The sequence below is a fragment of the Paenibacillus sp. LHD-117 genome (genome assembly GCF_030929555.1).
Taxonomy (GTDB): Bacteria; Bacillota; Bacilli; order Paenibacillales; family Paenibacillaceae; genus Pristimantibacillus.
In genome coordinates this window covers 1-20,115 of sequence record NZ_JAVFVT010000034.1, presented here as the reverse complement: position 1 = coordinate 20,115, position 20,115 = coordinate 1, and the positions used below count along the sequence as shown (strand labels likewise).

Annotated in this window: 20 protein-coding genes; 5 read left to right on the top strand and 15 right to left on the bottom strand. The window is 46.8% G+C overall.

What is annotated here, in order from left to right; all coding sequences use genetic code 11:
- Positions 1 to 56 precede the first annotated feature (56 nt).
- Both RB620_RS22800 and RB620_RS22795 read right to left on the bottom strand, forming a co-directional pair.
- Positions 57 to 1,376 carry a DUF4179 domain-containing protein gene (locus RB620_RS22800; protein ID WP_308098397.1) on the bottom strand — a complete coding sequence of 440 codons (1,320 nt, stop codon included), beginning with the start codon at positions 1,374 to 1,376 and terminating at the stop codon, positions 57 to 59.
- Entirely contained in the window at positions 1,303 to 1,905 is a 603-nt protein-coding gene (locus RB620_RS22795) for a sigma-70 family RNA polymerase sigma factor (protein WP_308098396.1), read from the bottom strand. Before RB620_RS22795 ends, RB620_RS22800 begins: the two co-directional genes overlap by 74 nt.
- Positions 1,906 to 2,865: 960 nt before the next feature.
- Here RB620_RS22795 and RB620_RS22790 point away from each other — a divergent pair.
- Both RB620_RS22790 and RB620_RS22785 read left to right on the top strand, forming a co-directional pair.
- Positions 2,866 to 3,897 carry a chymotrypsin family serine protease gene (locus RB620_RS22790; RefSeq protein WP_308098394.1) on the top strand — a complete coding sequence of 344 codons (1,032 nt, stop codon included), beginning with the start codon at positions 2,866 to 2,868 and terminating at the stop codon, positions 3,895 to 3,897.
- Positions 3,898 to 3,990: 93 nt separating this feature from the next.
- Positions 3,991 to 4,419, top strand: a complete 429-nt coding sequence (locus RB620_RS22785; RefSeq protein ID WP_308098393.1) for a hypothetical protein — start codon at positions 3,991 to 3,993, stop codon at positions 4,417 to 4,419.
- A gap of 468 nt (positions 4,420 to 4,887) precedes the next feature.
- Here RB620_RS22785 and RB620_RS22780 read toward each other — a convergent pair whose 3' ends face one another.
- Both RB620_RS22780 and RB620_RS22775 read right to left on the bottom strand, forming a co-directional pair.
- On the bottom strand, positions 4,888 to 5,208 hold the full coding sequence (locus RB620_RS22780; protein WP_308098392.1) for a hypothetical protein: 321 nt from the start codon (positions 5,206 to 5,208) through the stop codon (positions 4,888 to 4,890).
- Positions 5,209 to 5,386: 178 nt separating this feature from the next.
- Positions 5,387 to 5,731, bottom strand: a complete 345-nt coding sequence (locus RB620_RS22775) for a hypothetical protein (RefSeq protein WP_308098391.1) — start codon at positions 5,729 to 5,731, stop codon at positions 5,387 to 5,389.
- Between the two features lie 131 nt (positions 5,732 to 5,862).
- Between RB620_RS22775 and RB620_RS22770 the strand changes: the two genes are divergently transcribed.
- Positions 5,863 to 7,041 carry an FAD-dependent monooxygenase gene (locus RB620_RS22770; protein WP_308098390.1) on the top strand — a complete coding sequence of 393 codons (1,179 nt, stop codon included), beginning with the start codon at positions 5,863 to 5,865 and terminating at the stop codon, positions 7,039 to 7,041.
- Positions 7,042 to 7,101: 60 nt separating this feature from the next.
- Here RB620_RS22770 and RB620_RS22765 read toward each other — a convergent pair whose 3' ends face one another.
- The 9 genes from RB620_RS22765 to RB620_RS22725 all read right to left on the bottom strand — a co-directional run bounded on the left by RB620_RS22765 (position 7,102) and on the right by RB620_RS22725 (position 15,029).
- Positions 7,102 to 7,581 carry a DUF2975 domain-containing protein gene (locus RB620_RS22765; protein ID WP_308098389.1) on the bottom strand — a complete coding sequence of 160 codons (480 nt, stop codon included), beginning with the start codon at positions 7,579 to 7,581 and terminating at the stop codon, positions 7,102 to 7,104.
- The gene (locus tag RB620_RS22760) at positions 7,578 to 7,790 is read right to left on the bottom strand and encodes a helix-turn-helix domain-containing protein (protein ID WP_308098387.1); all 213 of its coding nucleotides are present in this window, start codon (positions 7,788 to 7,790) and stop codon (positions 7,578 to 7,580) included. Before RB620_RS22760 ends, RB620_RS22765 begins: the two co-directional genes overlap by 4 nt.
- A 10-nt stretch (positions 7,791 to 7,800) precedes the next feature.
- Complete coding sequence (locus tag RB620_RS22755; RefSeq protein WP_308098386.1) at positions 7,801 to 8,283, bottom strand: DUF2975 domain-containing protein; 483 nt, start codon at positions 8,281 to 8,283, stop codon at positions 7,801 to 7,803.
- A 170-nt stretch (positions 8,284 to 8,453) separates the two neighbouring features.
- Entirely contained in the window at positions 8,454 to 9,602 is a 1,149-nt protein-coding gene (locus RB620_RS22750; RefSeq protein ID WP_308098385.1) for an ABC transporter permease, read from the bottom strand.
- A 2-nt stretch (positions 9,603 to 9,604) separates the two neighbouring features.
- Positions 9,605 to 10,723 carry an ABC transporter permease gene (locus RB620_RS22745; RefSeq protein ID WP_308098384.1) on the bottom strand — a complete coding sequence of 373 codons (1,119 nt, stop codon included), beginning with the start codon at positions 10,721 to 10,723 and terminating at the stop codon, positions 9,605 to 9,607.
- Positions 10,724 to 10,755: 32 nt separating this feature from the next.
- On the bottom strand, positions 10,756 to 11,691 hold the full coding sequence (locus RB620_RS22740; RefSeq protein WP_308098383.1) for an ABC transporter ATP-binding protein: 936 nt from the start codon (positions 11,689 to 11,691) through the stop codon (positions 10,756 to 10,758).
- A 126-nt stretch (positions 11,692 to 11,817) separates the two neighbouring features.
- Positions 11,818 to 12,915 carry a sensor histidine kinase gene (locus tag RB620_RS22735; RefSeq protein ID WP_308098487.1) on the bottom strand — a complete coding sequence of 366 codons (1,098 nt, stop codon included), beginning with the start codon at positions 12,913 to 12,915 and terminating at the stop codon, positions 11,818 to 11,820.
- A 36-nt stretch (positions 12,916 to 12,951) separates the two neighbouring features.
- On the bottom strand, positions 12,952 to 13,608 hold the full coding sequence (locus RB620_RS22730; protein ID WP_308098382.1) for a response regulator: 657 nt from the start codon (positions 13,606 to 13,608) through the stop codon (positions 12,952 to 12,954).
- A 17-nt stretch (positions 13,609 to 13,625) separates the two neighbouring features.
- Positions 13,626 to 15,029: a DUF5050 domain-containing protein gene (locus tag RB620_RS22725; RefSeq protein ID WP_308098380.1), complete on the bottom strand. Its 1,404-nt coding sequence runs from the start codon at positions 15,027 to 15,029 to the stop codon at positions 13,626 to 13,628.
- Between the two features lie 609 nt (positions 15,030 to 15,638).
- Here RB620_RS22725 and RB620_RS22720 point away from each other — a divergent pair.
- Entirely contained in the window at positions 15,639 to 16,820 is a 1,182-nt protein-coding gene (locus tag RB620_RS22720) for a HesA/MoeB/ThiF family protein (RefSeq protein WP_308098378.1), read from the top strand.
- Positions 16,817 to 18,028, top strand: coding sequence for a PqqD family protein (locus RB620_RS22715; RefSeq protein WP_308098376.1), 1,212 nt, complete (start codon positions 16,817 to 16,819; stop codon positions 18,026 to 18,028). Before RB620_RS22720 ends, RB620_RS22715 begins: the two co-directional genes overlap by 4 nt.
- 100 nt (positions 18,029 to 18,128) lie before the next feature.
- Here the strand turns inward: RB620_RS22715 and RB620_RS22710 are convergent, their stop codons facing one another.
- On the bottom strand, positions 18,129 to 19,001 hold the full coding sequence (locus RB620_RS22710; protein ID WP_308098374.1) for an aminoglycoside phosphotransferase family protein: 873 nt from the start codon (positions 18,999 to 19,001) through the stop codon (positions 18,129 to 18,131).
- A 384-nt stretch (positions 19,002 to 19,385) separates the two neighbouring features.
- Positions 19,386 to 19,844: a hypothetical protein gene (locus RB620_RS22705; protein WP_308098372.1), complete on the bottom strand. Its 459-nt coding sequence runs from the start codon at positions 19,842 to 19,844 to the stop codon at positions 19,386 to 19,388.
- Positions 19,845 to 20,115: the final 271 nt, after the last annotated feature.

The window sequence follows — 20,115 nt, the reverse complement described above, 5'->3', positions numbered from 1 at the left end:
TAAGCTTAACGAAAAAAGGGAGCAGATCACCGCGGTGATCTACTCCCTGTTTGATATTATTTTTTGATCTCTATAGGTACAGATATGGTTTTGTCATAGGTTTTAATGTAGTCATATCCGTCCAGCAGCAGCAGCTCCGGTTCCTCCATCGTGTCAAAAGAATACGTCTGCTCCCACAAGATGTTGCCGTTCTTCAGATCCCACTTGCGTGAAGAGGAAATGGACTTTACGGGAACTGAGGTACCGTCTGACTGCACGGATAGATTGTACGTCCGCAAAAAGACAAATTGTTTTCTGGCTATCACGACATCATACCCTGTATCCGTTTTTGCGACGCTTCGAATCCATAGCTTTTCATCGCCAATTTTAACGGGTTGATCGGATGGCGTGGCCAAGGAGATGGGTTCTTCTACTTTCTGATAGCCGGCGAAGTTTTCGAGTACAAGTTCAATGGTCTCCAACTTGTCCGTCGGAAGCACATCGAATTCAAGCTCAAATGCCGGGAAGCCCTCTTCCGCGTTACCTTCCGACCGCATTCCCCATGATTTCACTTCCGTTCCATTCACAAAAAGTTTTGTTTTACCTGGAAATCTCGGGTATCCGTCATCATCCATCTCATAATGTCCCTTCACGATGGTTGAAGTCGGTGAAGCCGTAATGGAGTCATAATGGACCTTCCCCTGATCGACAGGGATGGATTTGGAAATGTCCGCTTTAAGCATGCTGTTCATCGCTTTATTCGCATCAAACTTGAAGGATATCGGATATAAAGCCTGTTCCCCGTCCTCCAGCCTCTCATTGAAGTTAACGGTTAACGTGCGGGAGAATGGACTAACCGGATCGAATTTATATACGCCTTCGAAATGTTTCTCGTCTTTACTGTAATTACCGCCTCCTCCTTGCGGGTCCGAATCCGTCAAGAAACCTTGCATGTCACCCACGCCGTACCGAACAAAACGATCGTCATCTAATACGGAGCCTGCGGTACGATCAATCGTGTAATACATGAGCAATGCGTTATCGTCCGCAATAACCCCGTTGATCGTAATGACAGTGCCGTCATCAAGCGTTTTGCTTTTGTTGACCGTTTGACCGTATCCTTGCTCGGCCACTTCAGAAAAGCTGAGAGAACTCAGCTCCATTTTACTCAACAACTTACCTCCGTAATAAGCAAATGCAGGATATTGATAAGTTCCGACAATCAGCAGGAGCGCTGCAGCCGATGAAGCGACCCATGCCCTTGCTCTATTCCTGTTTCTTTTCTTAGCGGGAATTTGCTCAAGCGCTTGTCGAAGTCTTCCCTCAAGTTCTGATGGAGCTTGTACCCTGTTCTGTCTCAGTTTGTGCTCCTGTAACCTCTCCTCGATCGTTTTCATTCCGGCCACCTCCGACTATCGTTTTCAGTTTTTGAATGCCTTGCGAGATTCTTGATTTGATTGTGCCAAGCGGTGCCTCTGTCATATCCGCAATCGTCTGATACGGAAGGTCATGCACGTAACGAAGTTCGATCGCTTCCCGCTGCCGCGCATTCAGATGAGAGAGAAGCACCTGCATGTCCATCTCAGATTCCGTAAAGCGGTAGGGATTATCGTCGGTTAATGCAGCAAATGATGATTCTCGCTCGTCTTCCAATGGAAGAAATCGTTCCTTCTGGCGCAGAATTGTTTTGCAACGATTGACGAGAATGGTTTTGCTCCAGCTGTAGAAGGCATCGACTTTTTGCAACTGGTCCAGCTTTTCATACAGCATAACAATCATGTCTTCCATTGCATCCATTGCGTCATGCTCGTTTCTCATGTAGCTGTAGGCAAGACGATAATAAGCGTCCTGTTCGGCTATGATTAGTTGCAGTAAAGCTTCCTTGTTGCCTTTCTGGGCTTGTTTGACAAGACGGCTTATATTCATGTTCTCACCTCTTTTCATAGCTAAGAGATTGCAGCGGCAATTAAAGTTCATTATGCGCAAAAAAAAATCTCCGCAACCAAGTCGCGGAGAAGCAGCCTTGGAGCGAATCATAACGCCCAAGGCTGCTGATGTCGCTGCAAATGACGTATCCTAGTTGATTACTTCTTTGTCCAAAGATTTTTATACAAATCGGTAATTGAGAGTTTGACTGAGTATTGCGATGAGATAGAGCCATCATTCCGGTCATGAGTGAGCCAGGTCTCCGGAGAAAATGAGCCGCCTGTCTGATGGGGGGAGCCACCTGCATAGAGGCAGCTCCTGATCCTTCGGATATGCCCGGCTTAGCGTTTATTAAAGTGAATCATCCTGTCATAGTAATTGCATAACCTGGTCGAACGGTTACATACGTCTTATCTGAAGACAATTTATCAATTTTATTTTGAATTGAATGCCTCCTCGATATTTCGGATGCCCGCAGAGATTCCATATCGCTTCACTCTATCAGCCTGCCAAGCATGACTTTAACCACGCAGTATAGCGATGAGCAAAAAAATTTGTTTTCTCGCCTAATATCCGCAACTTAACCCCCATTAATTACGTCTCTTACTAAAGACAGGTTTCTCATGAAACTATTACATCAAATGTAAAAACATCCTAATAAAAAAATAAGGACATGACTTATGCAGTTCATGAGATTAACCGGTAATTGTGAGAATTTATGCTTGAATAAACCGGCCACATGGTCATGGAGAGAATCTTGGGCCAGTATGCGGAAATAAGGCTTGCAAAACGGCGTGCCTCTATGTCAAAATCGATGTAGATTCGCTTTAAACCCTTGTGGTTTCTTGTGCGAACCTGGCAACGAGTGTGGAAGAGACCGCGAACCATTTCGCCGTGGGTGTGGCTCTCATCACTCGTTTTTTCTTTGTTTACTTGCCATAAAGCATAGGCAAGTAATGTTTGGATGAATACGGAACTTTTTATTTAGACAACAGGCCTACAGAGTTTAAGTTTGTATTCTTTTTGAAATTTGAAGATGAAAAGATTCAAAAATTGAGAAATTTACTAGAGGAATATATTCCTGTCGAGCTTGTAGAATATAAGAAAGCAAAATACTCAAGAGCAGAGCTGAAAGCATATCAAGACAAGATTCATAACGCTGATACTGGTGCAACTTCCATTTTTGTTGATGCCCAAAGAGAAAAAGTTATTTTGGAATTCGATAATACAAAAACAAACTCATTTTTAGCTGATACTGTTGTTAAAGATCAATTAAATAAATTCAGCATTGACGAGAATATTTACGAAATCAAGGTTATAGAGAATACTCAAAAACTTGAAAAGGCACGAACAGATACTTTTACCGTTATGGGTGGCGGTATACAAATTAATGGTAATTGTTCCACGGCAGCCACTGCTACTAAAGATGGAAAACAGTTTTTAATCACAGCAGGACACTGTATTTCATCGATCGGTGCTAATGTAACTCAAGGGACTACTATAATCGGTGTGTGGCATTTTGATGGACGAGGTAGTGGATATGATATCGGGTTAATCCGCTTAACAAATACAAATAAATACATCAGCAATCAATTCTTTTATAGCCCTTTGGCTAATGCTGAATATGGTAAGAGGTATGCAAGCACAAGCAGTGTCGCTATTAATCAATTAATATGTAAATCAGGTGTAAAAACAGATGTAACATGTGGTACGGTGTTTGATAACGCTGGAGAAGGATTAGGTTATTTAGATACCATTAGAATTGAAAAATCAGGAGGAAGCAGATACTCAGACGGTGGCGATAGTGGTGCTATCACTTTTAACCCCTACGATGATCGAATTGTCGGTGTCCATGCAGGTGGGGCGTACTACGAAGGATCCCAGTATTCAACAGCTACTGCCATGAAAATAAGTAAATTGAATGCACTAAGTGAACCAAACAAACCTTTTAGCATATATACTTCTAGTACAGATTTAAAAGTGACTAATTAGAGGCCTTTTCATGCGCGGCATAGTCCAATTAATTTTGGAATAAGCCGCGCTTTCTATACCGAAATTTAAATCTATTGTTAAGGTGGGGAGAAAGTGTATAAAACATCTATTTTGATTCTAGTTATGCTTTGTCTCATTGGATGCCAAGGGAGAGATGATGAGGGACTTCCTATTGAGAAAAAGACACTTTCATTGGATACCGCCAATATTCAGGAGGTCCGAATCATTAAGCCAGATTTAGCCAACTTATCTAATAAAAATATTCTAGTCACCATCAGTGACAAAAAACCGTTTGACACTCTAAATCAAATATTAAATAACGCCATTCACAAAGATGAAGAATTTGAAGACATCCTACACGATTATGAAATTGATGTATTGATGAAGGATGGTAGTTCGTACACTATCCGCCATTGGGTTAAATTAAAAAGATTCGAAGATGAGAATGCAAAAAATTACATTTTGGATTCTGAAACATCAAATAAAATGAACTCTTTCTTAAAAACACTCGGGTTACAATAAGTGATTAGTGTTTGCGGTCCCGCACAATACAATGTTCCATTGAATGAAACCGTCCTTGTGCATGGACGGTTTTAATTTTTCTTTATGTATTAAGAGAGTCCTCGCTTAGTCTAATGGCACTGCTTCTTTCCCAATGGCCAAGGCAGTGCTTATTTCGAGTTTAAAGAGCCTATTAATCCAACTGAAACAGAAACCGTTCGTGTGTGCGAAGAATACAGGAACAAAAACTGTAACTTCTAAACTTATTGCATCGTCCGGCACTGCATGGATTAGCGACACCTTGCCTCAGGTGAGCATTTGACAACAGTATATTCTTCGGTGTTGTTTGCAATATAAGCTATACCTTTCGTCCATAAGCCGAATATCCCCGATGACCAAAGAATTGAGATCATTACCACAATTAGAGGAACCGTAATCCAGAGGATTTTTCTAACCATTTCTAAAAAACCTCCCCCATTACGAATTCATTTAAGTGGGACTGTGCTTGTCCTCGATTTCCTCCATTTTAGTCATGCTAACGTCACTTCTAAAGTCAACTCTAATTCTCAACTTATTTAGTCCCAAAAAAAGCCCGACCCCGAAGAGTATTCCACCCACCAGTCTAAACTTAGCAATATGATTTTCGCTTCGAATTTTACTTTCATCGATACTCATGCTTTCTGCTTTTATTAAATCGCTTGTTGCTGCACTAATCCCCATCTCTACACTTCGAAGGATAATAACAAATCCAATTATAGCTAATATAAGACAACCAACCGTGACAACAGTATCTGATTTTGAGGTATTCAACTTTTAAATCTCCTTTCAAATGTAAACATTATGCTCCACTTTCTCCATATACCTTCCAGTATTTAGACGTATTTGGATTGTTTTCGTTGCGCTGCTGTCTCGTTTTTCCAACGAAAATAGGCAGCCAATTGTGTGGTCGGCTGCCGTCGTGTCTAACTGAACGATTGTTTTAGTTCAACTATTCGCATGAGCGCGAATAGGACTTAGATTCCCTAATCATCAAAATACCCGAAATAAGGTAAAGAACCGAAGTCACTCCAAACCATTTGAAAATACTCGGGGTCATCGCGGTATAGAGACTCACGGGAAGCGACCATACAAATGCAATAATCATGAGGTAAGGCTTTCTGAAAACAGATGCGATCATCGCCAAACAAGCCGGAAAAACAAGCGTTAATAATGTATTCAACATCACGTCAGTATCAACATGCTCATGAGTGTATGGATTGTAAAAAGAAAATATAGTCCAAAGTATGATTGAACCCATTGAAGCTAATAACCCAATGAGATTCGTTATTTTCATTGTTCACTCCCCCTCTTATAAGACAAATTTTATGGCTTACTATGCGTGTTAGTCTACAGCTTTATTTCCTTACTTTCGGACATTATGATAAAGTTTATAGATTGTACACCGCGTTAAAATGGGGGAACCAAATGAAAGCAATCATTATCGGCGGCGGGATAGGCGGTTTAAGCTGTGCGATCGCGCTTCGGAAGGTTGGCTGGGAGGTAACCGTTTTTGAGCAGAACGAAAGCCTGACAGAGAACGGGGCTGGGATCGTGCTCGCCGCGAATGCCATGAGGGCGCTTGAGAGTTTCGATACGGCGGGACGCATCCGGGAAGAAGGAACGCCGGTCAGAGTTGCGGAGCTGAGAACATGGAGGGGAAGCCTTCTGGCACGTCTGCCGGTCGAGAAACAAGCCGTTCGTTACGGTACGCCGAGTTATCTCATTCACCGCGGCAGCCTGCAATCCATCCTTTATTCGCGCTCCCTTGATCTTGGCGTAACCGTCGAGCATGGTAAAAGATTTGCCGAACTGATCGATCGTCATGGAGGAGTCGAGGTGCGTTTCGCGGATGGAACGAGTGCGAACGGCGAACTCCTGGTCGCTGCAGACGGGTATCGATCAAAAATCCGTGACGGGCTTTTTGGCCATACTCCGTTGCGATATTCGGGGTATAGAGCCATCCGAGGCATAGGCAGCTTTGATGACCCGCGTTATCCCCTTGCGGCCGGAGGAGGGTTCGAGGCGCTTGGCAATGGCACTCGGTTTGGATTTTCCCACCTTGGTGGCGGGCGCATCTTCTGGTTTGCCGCAATGAATGAGGCGGAAGGACAAGGAGCTTCTCTTACACCCGAGGAACGTAAGAAGGACGCTCTGCTAAAGTTTCGGAACTGGTATTCACCGGTCCCGGCCGTTATAGAAGCCACGCAGCCCATGGATATTCTCACCCATTCCATCTATGACTTAGAGCCGCTTAGGCAGTGGAGCAAGGGTCGGGTCACGCTGCTAGGAGATGCGGCACATCCGATGCTTCCAAACCTGGGTCAAGGCGGAGCGCAGGCGATGGAGGATGCGGTCGTGCTTGCCGATCTGCTTAGAATCAGACCAGCAGGCGGAGCCTTGGTCGAGGCCTTACAGGCATATGAGAAGATGCGCATTCAGCGTGTCCTAAATATCGTCCGCCAATCGCGCCTAATGGGACGGCTTATGCAGCTTGAGTCGCCGCTAGCGCTGGCTATTCGGAATACGGCTTTGCGAGTCGCAGCGGATCGGTTGTTTATCTCTAGGCTGCATCCGGTGGTTGGTTATGAGCCGCCGAAACTTTAAGTTTGAGTTAACAAAGGAGCAGCTGCCTCACGGCAAGCTGCTCCTTTGTTTCGTCATGCATCAGACCGTCAAGTCATTTTCGGATTTGATAGCTAATGCATCTTGTAGAAGCTTTTGAAGTACAGCAGCAAAGGTTGCAATGACGATTGAAGCGAATGTGCCGATGATTCCCGCCGCTACAACTCCTGCTCTGTCACCTTCAAGAAAAATGATTACGAATAGGATTCCTCCTACAATTAGGCAACTGAATAAGGTTGCACTACGCTTGATATCCCTCAAGGCTCTAACAGATAATGCCGAGAACGCCATTCTCCGATTGATGTAGCTCAAAAGCTTGAAGGTTTGAACCATCGCAAACAAAAAGAGGATAGACAATATATACGAGCATACTAAAAAGGGATATTGCAAATAGTCGCTCCGCGGATTCGCTTCCGCATCTCTAGAGGCTACCCCGGGCAACAAAAATACACACACAGCCAGTACCGCAATTCCAATGAGCACAACAACCGCCTGAAGGAAAAAGGTTGATCCTTGTTTCATGATTCGTCACTTCTGTATTCCAGAATATCTCCAGGCTGACAGTCTAACGCTTTGCAGATCGCCTCTAAAGTGGCTAATCGAATCGCTTTTGCTTTTCCGTTTTTTAATATCGAAAGATTAGCCATTGTAATTCCAACCCTCTCCGAAAGTTCGGTTACGCTCATTTTTCTTTTGGCCAGCATCACGTCAATATTGATAATAATCGCCATGTCATTCACCTCAGACCGTCAATTCGTTTTCGGATTTTATATCGATCGCTTCTTTCAAAAGCCTTTGGAGTACGGCGGCAAAAAAGGCAATGACCATGGAAGCAAAAACGAAGACCATCCCGATGACGATGATTCCCGGGGCATCGTCCTTCTCCGCAATGAGATAGAAAAGCGGCAAACCTGCCGTAAACAAGCCGCTGATTGCGATCGCGCAGTATTTAATCGTCTTCAAAGCCCGTACGGATAATTCTGAGAACGCATTGTTCTTGTCAATGTAGCTCAAAAGTTTAAACGATTGATACAAAGCCATGTAAAAAGGGATCGCCGTTGCATACAAATCAATAAAAACCAAAACCTTCAAATAAGCATGATCCGGATACAACTCTGCTGCAAAGTTCGCGATCTCCGGCACCAAAAAAATGCAGATGGCAAGAACCGGGATGCCGATAAGAATGACCGCCGCCTTCAAAAAGAGTGTTGTTCCTCGTTCCACAACATGCACCTCACTTCGTTATTTTCAAATTGAATGTACCATATAATTTATCGTTTTACAATATATTTTGATCGAAATAAGATACGTTGTTATTGTTTTGCTCGAACAAAAAAGGAGCTGCCAATAGCAAGCTCCTAAAATAACGTTTCCTTTTGGGTTAGCTTATTCTCTTAAATATAGCTTCGAGTATCATTATTCCTGCCAAACTTATAGACGGCTATTAAGGATAAGGCCACGGAAAAAGCAATCAAAATGAACAGGTTCAAGTATAATTCCCCCATCGATACCCCTTGCTGTAGACTGCTAAAGGTATCCAGAAGCCAAAACTGGGGAAGAAAGTGCGCAAGCTGCTGCATGGTTTCGGGCATTAAAGCAAGCGGGAACATGCATCCGGACAGCAAGCTGGTAGGAATAAGGAACATATTCTGCATTCCGCTGGCTGCCGAAGAGCTGCTTGAGAATGCCACGATTACAAGCGACAGACCTATCGCCACCAGAGCGAATAACACAAGAATCAGGAACATGCTCCAGAAGGGAATACCCGGATCGACATGAAAAATAAAGATCATGATCAACAATGTCACTGTTATCTGCATCATCATCATCATCAAATTAACGATGATATTGGATAAGACATAGGTTCTTGGATTGATCGGCGAGGATAATAGGCGATAAAAGGTTCGATTCTCTCTTTCCTTGATAAGAATACCGGATAAATTCGAAGCGGACACCAGCATGAGGATGAGCAAGTAACCTATTGATTGATTGGTTTTGTTGTGATTTATCGATTGATCCTCTACTTTCTCAACCGATAATGCAAAGCCCGTCTTTTGAAATCCCTCGTAAAGGTTATTAAACTTAGTCTCATCCCCTTTAGCCACCTTGCCGATCGAAGCTATATTGTTCATTTCCTGATCCAAGGATGCCCTCAAATGTCCGGTAACCTGCGCCCCCTTAATGGATACGATTTTCACGTTTGTGGGCTTGCCGACAATCAAGCTTTGTGCGAAACCTGCGGGAAAAATAATGGCTGCATCCAGCTCGCCAGAGGAGATCAGCTCCTTTATCTCATTCTCCTCAATCTCGCTTACAAGCATGGAATCCTGTCTGCCCACCGAATCTATAACATCCTTTGTAATCGCTTGACCTCCATCATGATTAACAATGCCCATTTTCAATTCGGCGTCTCCCGAGCCTCCTTGGACTAGGGTCGCGAGCAGAATTGCCATAACAGGAAAGACGAAGTAGATAAAGAGATTCAAAACATTTTTAAAGGTAGAAATAAAAGTTTTCCGAATTAGCCATAACGTGTCTCTCATCCTTATAACCCTTCCTTTCTGCGCATCATCGTGAGTCCGATACCTAACAAGACGACCGCGAAGCCGATATTCAACAGCATGGCGTTAGCCATTGCCGACAGATTGTCAGCGTAGATCATTTCTAGAAGCGCGGCATTGGACCATTGCAGCGGAGAAAAAGAAGCAAGGGTTGCCATGATTCCCGTAGCGTTCTCGACCGGAAAATAAGAACCGCCGAGAAACGCTGCCAATTGGATAATAATCATGACAACGGTGCCTGACGCATTACCCTTGAGGACATAACTGAAGCCGAGTCCCAAGCTTACAGCGAAAATGATTTCAGTTAAGAGCGTTAGAAAAACTAGACCCAGATTTTCTCCCCAATAGGCATTAAACATGTATTTACTGATGAGTACGACGATAATTGTGATGATGAAATTCAGCACGACGATCCCTGCTAATTTTCCCGCGAATATTTCGATTTTCGTTACCGGGGAAGCAAGCAATCGGACAGCTGTGTTCCTTTTCCGTTCACTGTCTATTAATTGAGCGGCCGACAAGGCGCTATATAAAATAATCATTGTCGTAACCGCAATTGCAAAATAGTCCATAGCACCAGGTTTTCTTGCCGCAATTAGCGACTCCTCTGCCACAAAGCTTTCGCCGCCGCTTCCGGCCATGATCGCATTGGCTTGCTCCGGGTCTGTTCCCGCTACTTCAGCCGCCAATCGGTAACGATCCGCAAATGCTGTAAGCAAGCTCTGCGCAATATCGCTTTCAATCAAGCTCTGACTGCTGTTGTAATACTTCAGTCCGCTGTCCGAGATCTCGACGTATCCCTCATAAAGGTTGTTCTTCACTTCAAGCTTCCCATCCATCTTCTCGTCTGCCTCTACGAGTTGAATGCCCGCTTGACGCATCTGCCCCGTAAAGTCGTCCCAATAGGCAGAGAACTCGCTCGATGAGTGATTATTTTTATAGAGTACGTTGATTTCTCCAACCTCTAAACTGCCGTTAAAAGCATTCGTAAGCGCCGTACCCATAATGAGCATGATTAATAGCGGCGAAACCAGCAAAAATACAATCATTTTGGGATCGCGGATGACCTTTAACTCTTTGAGCATGATTCGAAGTACATTCATATCCCTTTCGCCTCCTTATTTCCTCATTCTTATCAATCCCGCAGGCTTCTGCCCGTCAATGTCAGGAACACCATCTCCAAACTTGGCTCATGCTCTTCAACGGATCGTATTTCAATGTCGTCCGCCACCAACTGCTTGATGATCCTGTTCAAGTTATTGACTTCGGAATCAGAGGCGATCTTAACGATCCGATCCTCTACTTCAACCCGGTTTACGCCGGCGATTGCCTCCAACTTTTTCTTATCCAGATGCCCCGCCGAACGGACCTCGATCCCTATATTTTTTTGATTCGTAATGATGGCCTTTAATTGACTTTTCGTTCCTTCCGCGATAATCTTGCCGTGATCGATAATGGCGATTCTTGTACAGATCTCTTCGACCTCCTCCATGTAATGGCTGGTGTAGATGATCGTACAGCCACCTTCATTCAGCTTCTTCACGGAGCCAAGAATATAGTTGCGAGATTGCGGATCAATCCCCACCGTTGGCTCATCCATGATGAGCAGCTTTGGCCGATGGGCGATTGCGCAGGCGATGTTCAATCTTCGTTTCATGCCGCCCGAGAAATTTTTGGGATAGCTTTTGTGTTTATCGCCAAGTCCCACGAAAGCTAGCGCTTCAATTACCCGCTCCTTTAACTCGGCCCCTCTGAGTCCGTATAATCCGGCGAAAAAATGAACGTTCTCATAAGCTGTCATATCCTCATAAATTGCCATTTCCTGCGGCACGATCCCGATATTCATCTTCGCGAATTTGCCATGCTTGGCGATATTTTTGCCAAGAACTTCGATTTCGCCTTTGGTAACCCTCAGCAGAGAGGCAATCATGTTGATCGTCGTACTTTTCCCTGCTCCGTTCGCGCCGAGAAATCCGAATATCTCGCCTTCCTTCACGGACATCGTAATATTATCCACGGCAATATAATCTCCAAATTTCTTCGTAAGCTGCTTCATTTCAAGGACGTTCATTCGTCACACTCCCGTTTCGTCTTTAGGATAATGTAATTGTAATAAAAAAGGATGCCCCTGTGACAGTGCACAAGTTCATCCTTGACCCCTGAGAATCTTCATTACTAATCTTCGCAAATGTCATCTTTAACCATGAGGAATTAATGTAGTGACACTGAAGCCTCTTGAACCATCGACGATAATCGTACCATTTACGCTTGCTGCCCGTTCTTCCATGCCGATAATTCCCATGCCTTTTATTACCTTCTGCTCACCTTTGCCATTGTCCGCTACTTCGGTCTTGATCAAGGTTCTTAGTACCTCGATGTGGATGGAGATAACGGTAGCGTTCGAATATTTCATGGCATTGGTCAGCGCTTCCTGGATGTTCTCCTGAATGACTTTCCATTGGATCGGAGTAATGATGTCGACATTGCCTTCATGGGTAAGTAAAGTCCTAACCGTATGTTTCGCTGAAAATTCATCTACAAATAATTTCATCCGATTTATTCCGAGCTGCTCTGTCGGCGGCTTCATATTTTTGAGTACAAGGCGGATACTCTCGATCCCGTCCTTGGAGATTTGAATGGCATTCTGAAGCAGCTCAGAAGACTTCTCCGGATTGGAGGCGAACAAGCGCTTCGAGGCTTCCATCTGGATCAATGCGCCCGTCATCGAATTGTCGATCTTATCATGAATTTCCTGGGACAGCCGGTTGCGCTCCTCCAGCTTTATCGTATAGTCGGATTGTCTGATATATTCTTTATTCTCATTCAGACTTTTTGTCAGCTGCTGGATATGTTCATGCCTGTTTTCCAGTATCGCTTTGAGGTCTTCGACTCTGCTTATGTAGGTGTTAAGCAAAAGGTAGTAGAGGAAACTGAGCATCGCGACGAGACCATAGGTAAACAAGATGGTTTGAGATTCATACGACAGCGGCAAGAGCGGAATCAACATGAGGAATAAAATAATTCCGCGCTTACGCAGGTATATCGAGAAGAGTTCGTATAGATTCAGCGGAAGCAGCAGCATAAACAAAGGCTGAATGTATGACGAGGACGCTGCGGCAACCAGAACGGACAGCAGCAGCACGGTCGACGTGATACTAACCTTCTTAACGATATGAATGGATATATTCAAACACAGGTAGAGGAGGATGGACAGCATATACCATGGTGAAATCGAACCTCCGGATAGATAGGATTGAATGACCACGAAGCTTAAGAGAATCGCTTTAATGCCCATTGTCCAGAGTTCTTTGGCGGTTCCCCTCTCCGTCAATTAATTCACTTCCCCAGTCAGAAAATAAATCGCGATCTGTGTACGGTGCGTAAGACCCTTCTTGCCTAAGATGGAAGTAATGTGGTTGGCAATGGTGCCTTCCGAGATAAACAGCTTCTTCGAGATTTCACGATTGGAAAGCCCCTTCGCGATGAGGGACATTATATCGTGCTCTCTATCGGTGAACAAGCTTCTATCTATCTTACTTCCTCTATCTTCTTTTTCATCGTTATCTTTCTCCGCCAACAAACTAGATTTCAGCTTATCCAGCACGGCATCCTGCAGCACATTATGTCCGTTGTACACAGTCAAGATTGCATCCCGGATCCGCTCCGGTTCGTTATTTTTGAGCAGATATCCCTTTGCCCCGCTGCGGATCGCATCGAGAATAAACGTCTCGTCATCAAAGGTGGTCAGGATTAACGGTTTGGTTCCAGTCTTCTCGGAGATCAGCTTAGTCGCTTCCACGCCGTTCATATTGGGCATCTGCACATCGAGCAGAGCCACGTCCACTTCATTTTGCAGGCAGAAATCTACCGCTTCTTGACCATCCTGAACTGTCGCCAATACCTCGAACTCATCGAAGGTGGTCAGTATGATCCTCATGCCCTCCCGGATAAAGGGATTGTCATCGGCAATCATGACCTTTATTTTCACCGCTGCACACTCTCCGTTCACCGAATAATTGCTAGAGTATTATTTTTAGCATTTTGGAGCAATAGCTCGTTATCGGACTCGAAAATACGCGCGATCGGATCCGCTACTTTTAGCAGCAAGCCGCCTGAGCTGTCCAGCAGTACGACGCCATCGCCAACGCCAAGCTGGCACACGAGCTGTTTGTTTAACACTTGAACGCTGGCGAAAGGCGTTGTCCAAACAAGAGTGTCTTTCCCGTTGGGATCGACTTTATACAGTTCAAACTGGGTTGAGCTTTTCTTCTTAGTGTAGAATAGGTTGCCGTCGATACTGTCAAACCATGATACGGCATGTTCGGACAACTTCATTTCGTTCGCTCCGTCCAGATCAGACGAATATAACGATTTATCCTTATCTTTGACGTAATATAGCTTGTTGTCGATCGCTTGGAACCAGCTTACGCCCGAGTTGACGATCTTTTTGGTCTTGTTCGTCTTCAGGTTGATTTCATAGATCTTATTTGCGTCGGTTTCGTCGCGCGAAGCCAGCACGTACGCATTGTCTCCGTTGATGCCGATGTAGGAAGCGTTGCCGCCGCCGAGTGACCACTGGGTACCGCTAAGCGTAACTGCATACATTAGACCGGGCTCTCCGACTTTCTTCTCCTTCCCTGCCGACGATAGACGCAAATTGCCGCCCTCAAACGCCGAGTCGCCGAGACGAACGATCAGCGTGCCGTAAGGCGTCTCGCGGAAATTCAAATACCCTTGATGCAACAATACAGCTTTCCCGTTGTCGCCGATTCTCACGAACATATCCGTACCCGATACACCTCCTCCGAGATGATAGGTAAACCACAGTGCGTTGTCGCGGATCTGAAAGGATACTTTCTCCGGCTGCCATATTGGATCCGAACCTTCGAAGCTATACGAATAGATCTCTTCCTTGGCAGAAGGCTGCTTCACGGGAGCCCGATAAACATGGTTTGTGCCGCTCTTCGTCTCGACGAAATAATAATACCCCTTAAAAAGGGCGACGTCGTTATTAGAAGCATACGAGGGAAGGCCAATCGTCTGCAACTGCGGGTTATGGGACGTAATGCTTAGTCCGCTGCCTGCATTCCATTTGTAATCCCAACCAAATTCGTCATGCGCGAAACGCCAGGTCAGCGGGAAATAGGTAATGTTCCGGAAGCTCAACAACGGATATTGTTCTTTTGCGTTGTGGATGACTTTCCCATTAACTGTGATGGGTGATGTGGCAATCTTCGCGGAGTACGTGTTCGCATTCCGTTTCCCGGACTTGTAAGCCGCATACGAGGAGGTCACCAGGCTTTGCTTAATGTTTAAGCCCGCTGCCTGCGACCAAGTTGTCTCCAAACCTAGCATTCTCGTATCGTTCCAGGTCATCGGAATATAGGTAATATCGCGATAAACCAGCAACGGGTATTCCCGGTACTGATTTTCTACCGTATGACCATTTAGTTTCACCTCGAATTTTGGCAGAGTAACCTTTACGTTTGTTTCTGCGGCCTTAATTTGTCCCGCAGGAACCAACAAGCTGACGCAAAGTGAAAATGCGACCGCCAATCCTGTCCATTTCGTTCTGATTGTTGCTTCATCTCCTCTTTAATGACAACTCATTCACAAATTCGATAGTACGTAATATTTCTACCGCTGCTTAATATAGACGCGATAGATTGTAATTTGTTTCCTTTTCACGATCCAAAAAAACGGCTTGAATATTCAGCAAACGAATCCCCCCACCCAAACTATCCTTATACTACCACGAATAGAACTATCCATTTTTCATGACAATTAATATGACATTTTGTAACTTGTTTCCAATCCTCGCAACTTTATAATGATAAATGTGAGGGAGGTGACGAAGATGAAGATCGAAATCCGCGAAGTTGAAAACTTGACGCCGACAGCGATCCATGAGGATCCCGAAGCCGTAGTTGACTTCAAAGTTTAAGCCGTACATCCCGAGAAAGCCGTACAGCGCGTACGGCTTTTTCCCTAAATTCGTTCGAACAGGAGACTATGACTATGAAGAATCCCGCCTTAAAACCATACTGCCGACAAGTAATGAGCCGGGATAACGACGTGATCCGGTTCAAAATGGAGCGTTCGACGCTTGAAATCGACGATCCGGACGGCAGCATCTTCGCCTTCATCCGGCTGCTGGACGGAGCGCGCGGCGTAGAAGAGATCGCAAGCGAATGTCGGCTAACGGCGCGCGAAGTAGAGGAAGGCCTCGCTTTGCTCGATCGCCATCGCCTGTTGGCATGCGGGACGGCCGATCCGATCGGGCTGACGGAGCGTGAGCAAATACGCTATAAAAATAATCTCACTTACTTTTCATTATACGAGAGCTTAAACGAAAGCCGTTTCGACTTTCAGAAAAAGCTGAAGAACGCCACCGTAGCCGTCGTAGGTCTCGGCGGCGGCAGCGTCATCGCCGCTTGGCTTGCCGCGATGGGAGTCGGCCGCATCGTCGGCGTCGACTTTGACCGAGTCGAGCTGAACAATTTGAACCGGCAATTTTTTTATACCGAAGACGATGTCGGCGAGTACAAGACGATCGCGCTCCAGCGGCGTCTGCACGCCTTGAATCGAGACGTGAAGGTGGAGGTGCACCAGCGCCGTATCGAAAGCGCGCAGTCGCTGGTCGATATCGCGGCGGAGGCGGACATGATGGTGAGCGCGATCGATACACCGCCCCTGATGGGTTCCCGCTACGTCAACGCCGCCTGTCTGCATCGGCGCATTCCTTCCTATTATCTGTCGATCGGCAATCGGTTGGGCTTTTATTTCCGCGTACTCCCGTACGAGAGCGGCTGCACCGATTGCCGGGTGCTGCACATCATGCGCACCGACCCCGTGACGGCGGGACGCATCAGGAGGCAAGTCGCTGGCGCAGCGGCTGATGCCGATACCGGCAATCCCGGCTTCGCGCCCAATGTGGCCGTCATGACCGCGCTGGTCGCCTCCGACATCGCCAAACAGTTGACCGGTTATTCTGCTATATCCGACATGCCGTTCGGACTTGTACCCTTCCATGATATGGACATTTCGCGCCGCAGCATCCCCCGATATTCGGATTGCCCGAGCTGCGGCCGGTCGGCAGACCCTGGCACTGACGAATGGGTCGAGCCAGTCGCGCTGGAGCGGCTGCTGGAAGTCGCGGAAGAAGCCGCGCCACTATCCGGGGAACGGGAAAATCGATGATGGGCACTCTGGATGCAGTCTCCCGCATCGACCTGTCCCACCTGACCGTTCAACGCGACGGCGACGAATACACGATCGGCGACCCGCGCATTTCGCGATTCATCCGAGTGCCGGAGCCCGCCTTGTACGTAATTGAACGCGCGGATGGCACCCGGACTGTACGGGACATACAGGAACAGATTCTGCAGGAGCGGGAGCTCGACGTCGATGTCCTCGACTTCATGACCCAGCTGCAGGCGCTCGGTCTCGCGGCCGATGTCGCTCCGGCAGCCGACAAGCGGGCGATGTCCTTAGTCGACCGGCTTGCGGAACGGATCGGTGCCTTACTATTCACCGGCCACGCAGCGTGGGTGTATGTGTCCGCGCTCGCGGCCGTTCTCCTCCTCTTCGTCCTCCGCCCCGAGTTCCTGCCCCACTACCGCGACATGTTCGTGCTGCCGGTCGTCGGGGGCAACGCCTTGTTCGTTTCGCTCATCGCCTGCCTGCTTATTTTTCTCCACGAATGCGCTCACCTGCTGGCGGCACGAGGGGTAGGCGTACGCGCCCGCATGCGTGTGAATATCCGCTATATCGTGATCGTTGCCGAGACCGAGATGACCGGCTTGTGGGGACATGCGCCGGCGAAGCGCTACTTCCCCTACCTCGCCGGAATGGCGTGGGACTGTCTCCTGATCGCGACAGCTCTGCTGGTTCAGCTTGCCACGGAACCTGACAGCATCGCGAACGACTGCGCCCGGCTCGTCATCCTGCTGCTGATGCTCGGCATCCTCTCGCAGTTCATGGTGTTTCTGCGGACGGATCTTTACTTCGTGCTCGGCAACGCTACCCATTCCGCCGATCTGGCCCGCAGCGGCCGTTTGTTCCTGCGCAAGCTGTGGCGCAAGGACGACGATACGCGCGAAGCGTGGCGGCGCCTGCCCGGCACGGAGCGTCGGGCGGCCGCGTGGTTCGGCGCCACATACGCCATCGGCATCGCGACGATGACCGTCACCTTGATCATCTACAGCTTCCCGGGCGGCTACACCGCGCTCTCGATGGCGGTACGCCAAATATCCGCCTATCCCGTCCACTCCGTCCCCTTCTGGGACGGGGCCGTCATCCTCCTCCTCGCGGGAGCCCGGCTTCTGCTCTATTTAAAAGGAGCCCGCACGGCTTATCGGGAACGCAGGGAGCGTAGACGCCAGAGACTGTCCCATATGGGAATATGAATGAACTCGAAAAACGGCTGTCTCTCAAGAGACAGCCGTTTAGTTAGTATAAGTGCAATAGCCGCAACAAGCCGAAGGAAGACCTCGGCATTTGGCATAGTTACACATCCGAAAAAATTTCGTTAATCGTCCGTCGAGCCTCTTTTATTTTGATTGGATTGGCATTGGCAGGATCGGCAATCGTAATCAGCGCTTTCCACAATGCCCAACCGCGCGCGCGTGACCAAGTGTGGTCGTCGAGCTTAAGGCCCGCTCGGAAAATAGCACGGCTTTCCTTGGCAAAAAATGTCCAAGCAATCGTTAAATCGCATGCGGGATCGCCTACGGCCGAACACCCGAAATCGATGACCGCGCTTAAGCGCCCCTCTTTGACTAACATATTTGTGGGATGTACGTCTCCATGAACCCAGACGGGCGGGCGGTTCCATGTGGTCTGGATGGCGGTTTCCCATACGGCGGTTGCGGCCTCTGTATCGATCTGATCGCGGAGGGCAGTAATCGCGTTACGCGTCTGCTCATCGTAAACGCTAACCGAACCGCCTCGATAAAAGTTATGGAGTCCGGGCGGAGGACCGCCACTTGTATCGATCATTTGCAGGGCATTCAAAAATCGAGACAACTGCTCTGCAAATTCATTCAGATCGTCGATTCGGTCGATTGACGCATTCTCGCCATCAATCCATCGATAAACGGACCAATGCCAAGGATATTCGCGAGAAGGTGCCCCTTTCGCAAGAGGAGCGGGAATAGGCAGAGGCAGATGGCGAGCAAGCCGCGGCAGCCATTGTTGCTCCTTCTCCACTTGCGCCGCATATCCTTCCGCGCTTGGCAGCCGCACGCTCATATCGGGGCCAAGACAAAACGTTCGATTATCCCAACCGCTTAATTCGACGGGCTTGACCGGAAGATGAGCCCACTCCGGAAATTGCTCCGCGATTAAACGACTGACTAAAGCCACGTTGATTTCCACCATTTATCATCCCATCTAGAAAATCGATTGATCGTTATTTATATTATCTTACGTTTCAGATAAATCCTGAGCAAGGGAGAGAATGATTTAAAACCAATTTCAAAATATTAAGCAATCCGCAGCCCTGCGCCACGGAAAAACCTCTTTCGGAGCGATATATAAACCAACATATTTAATAGCGCGAAAATACCGCACAGGATGCCGACCCTCGCCATCAAAAAGCTGACATACTCAGTGAATTCCAAAGAAGAGTACAAGAAAAACAGTCCCAACATCCCTCCTGGCGTGCCGGCGTTGAGGACGACACCAGCTTCGTGGATGACAACAGAGGTTCATTATCCTCAATAAGAACGATCTTGGTCATAAGCGTTTACATCCTTTATTTTACTATCGTGTCCCGTTAGCTAGATCTTCCTTTCTGTACGGTTTAGCTTCATTCGCTCTTCGAATGATAAACGGTTTCATAAAGTCAGTAAACTCTGGAAGAAATACCTTTCCGCCAGAGTAAAGAACGTATCCTTCTCCACCAGCACCAACCGTGAAAGTGTACTGTTCATATGATTTCGTCGTTAAACTTACTTGAAATGGTCCTCCTTTTGGAAAAGGTCCATGATATGGTTTTATATCTTCCTTCATTGCTTTTCTTAATATTGTAATTAGCGAATCAATCTCATTTCTTGTAAGCATCCAACGAATTCCAGGTCCCCACTTTACATGGGCTGATAGGACTTCATTTGCAGTCAATCTAAACACCCGCGTATCAGTGTTGCTTGTGCGTGCTTCAGATAGAGATGAATCAGCAATAACAGTCGAAGAACTAAACAGAAAGCAGATAACCAACATCAAGTACAGTATTTTCCTCACTATTTCACCTCATTTTTGAGGTTAGGTTTCCCTAAAGGAGGAAAATAACAATAATTTAGCTGCCCGTTACTTCAACGGAAAAAACCAGCCGATCGTACTAGCGAAAGGGAAAATATGGTATAACAGTATTGAGATCATGACTTATGCAGTTCATGAGATTAACCGGTAATTGTGAGAATTTATGCTTGAATAAACCGGCCACATGGTCATGGAGAGAATCTTGGGCCAGTATGCGGAAATAAGGCTTGCAAAA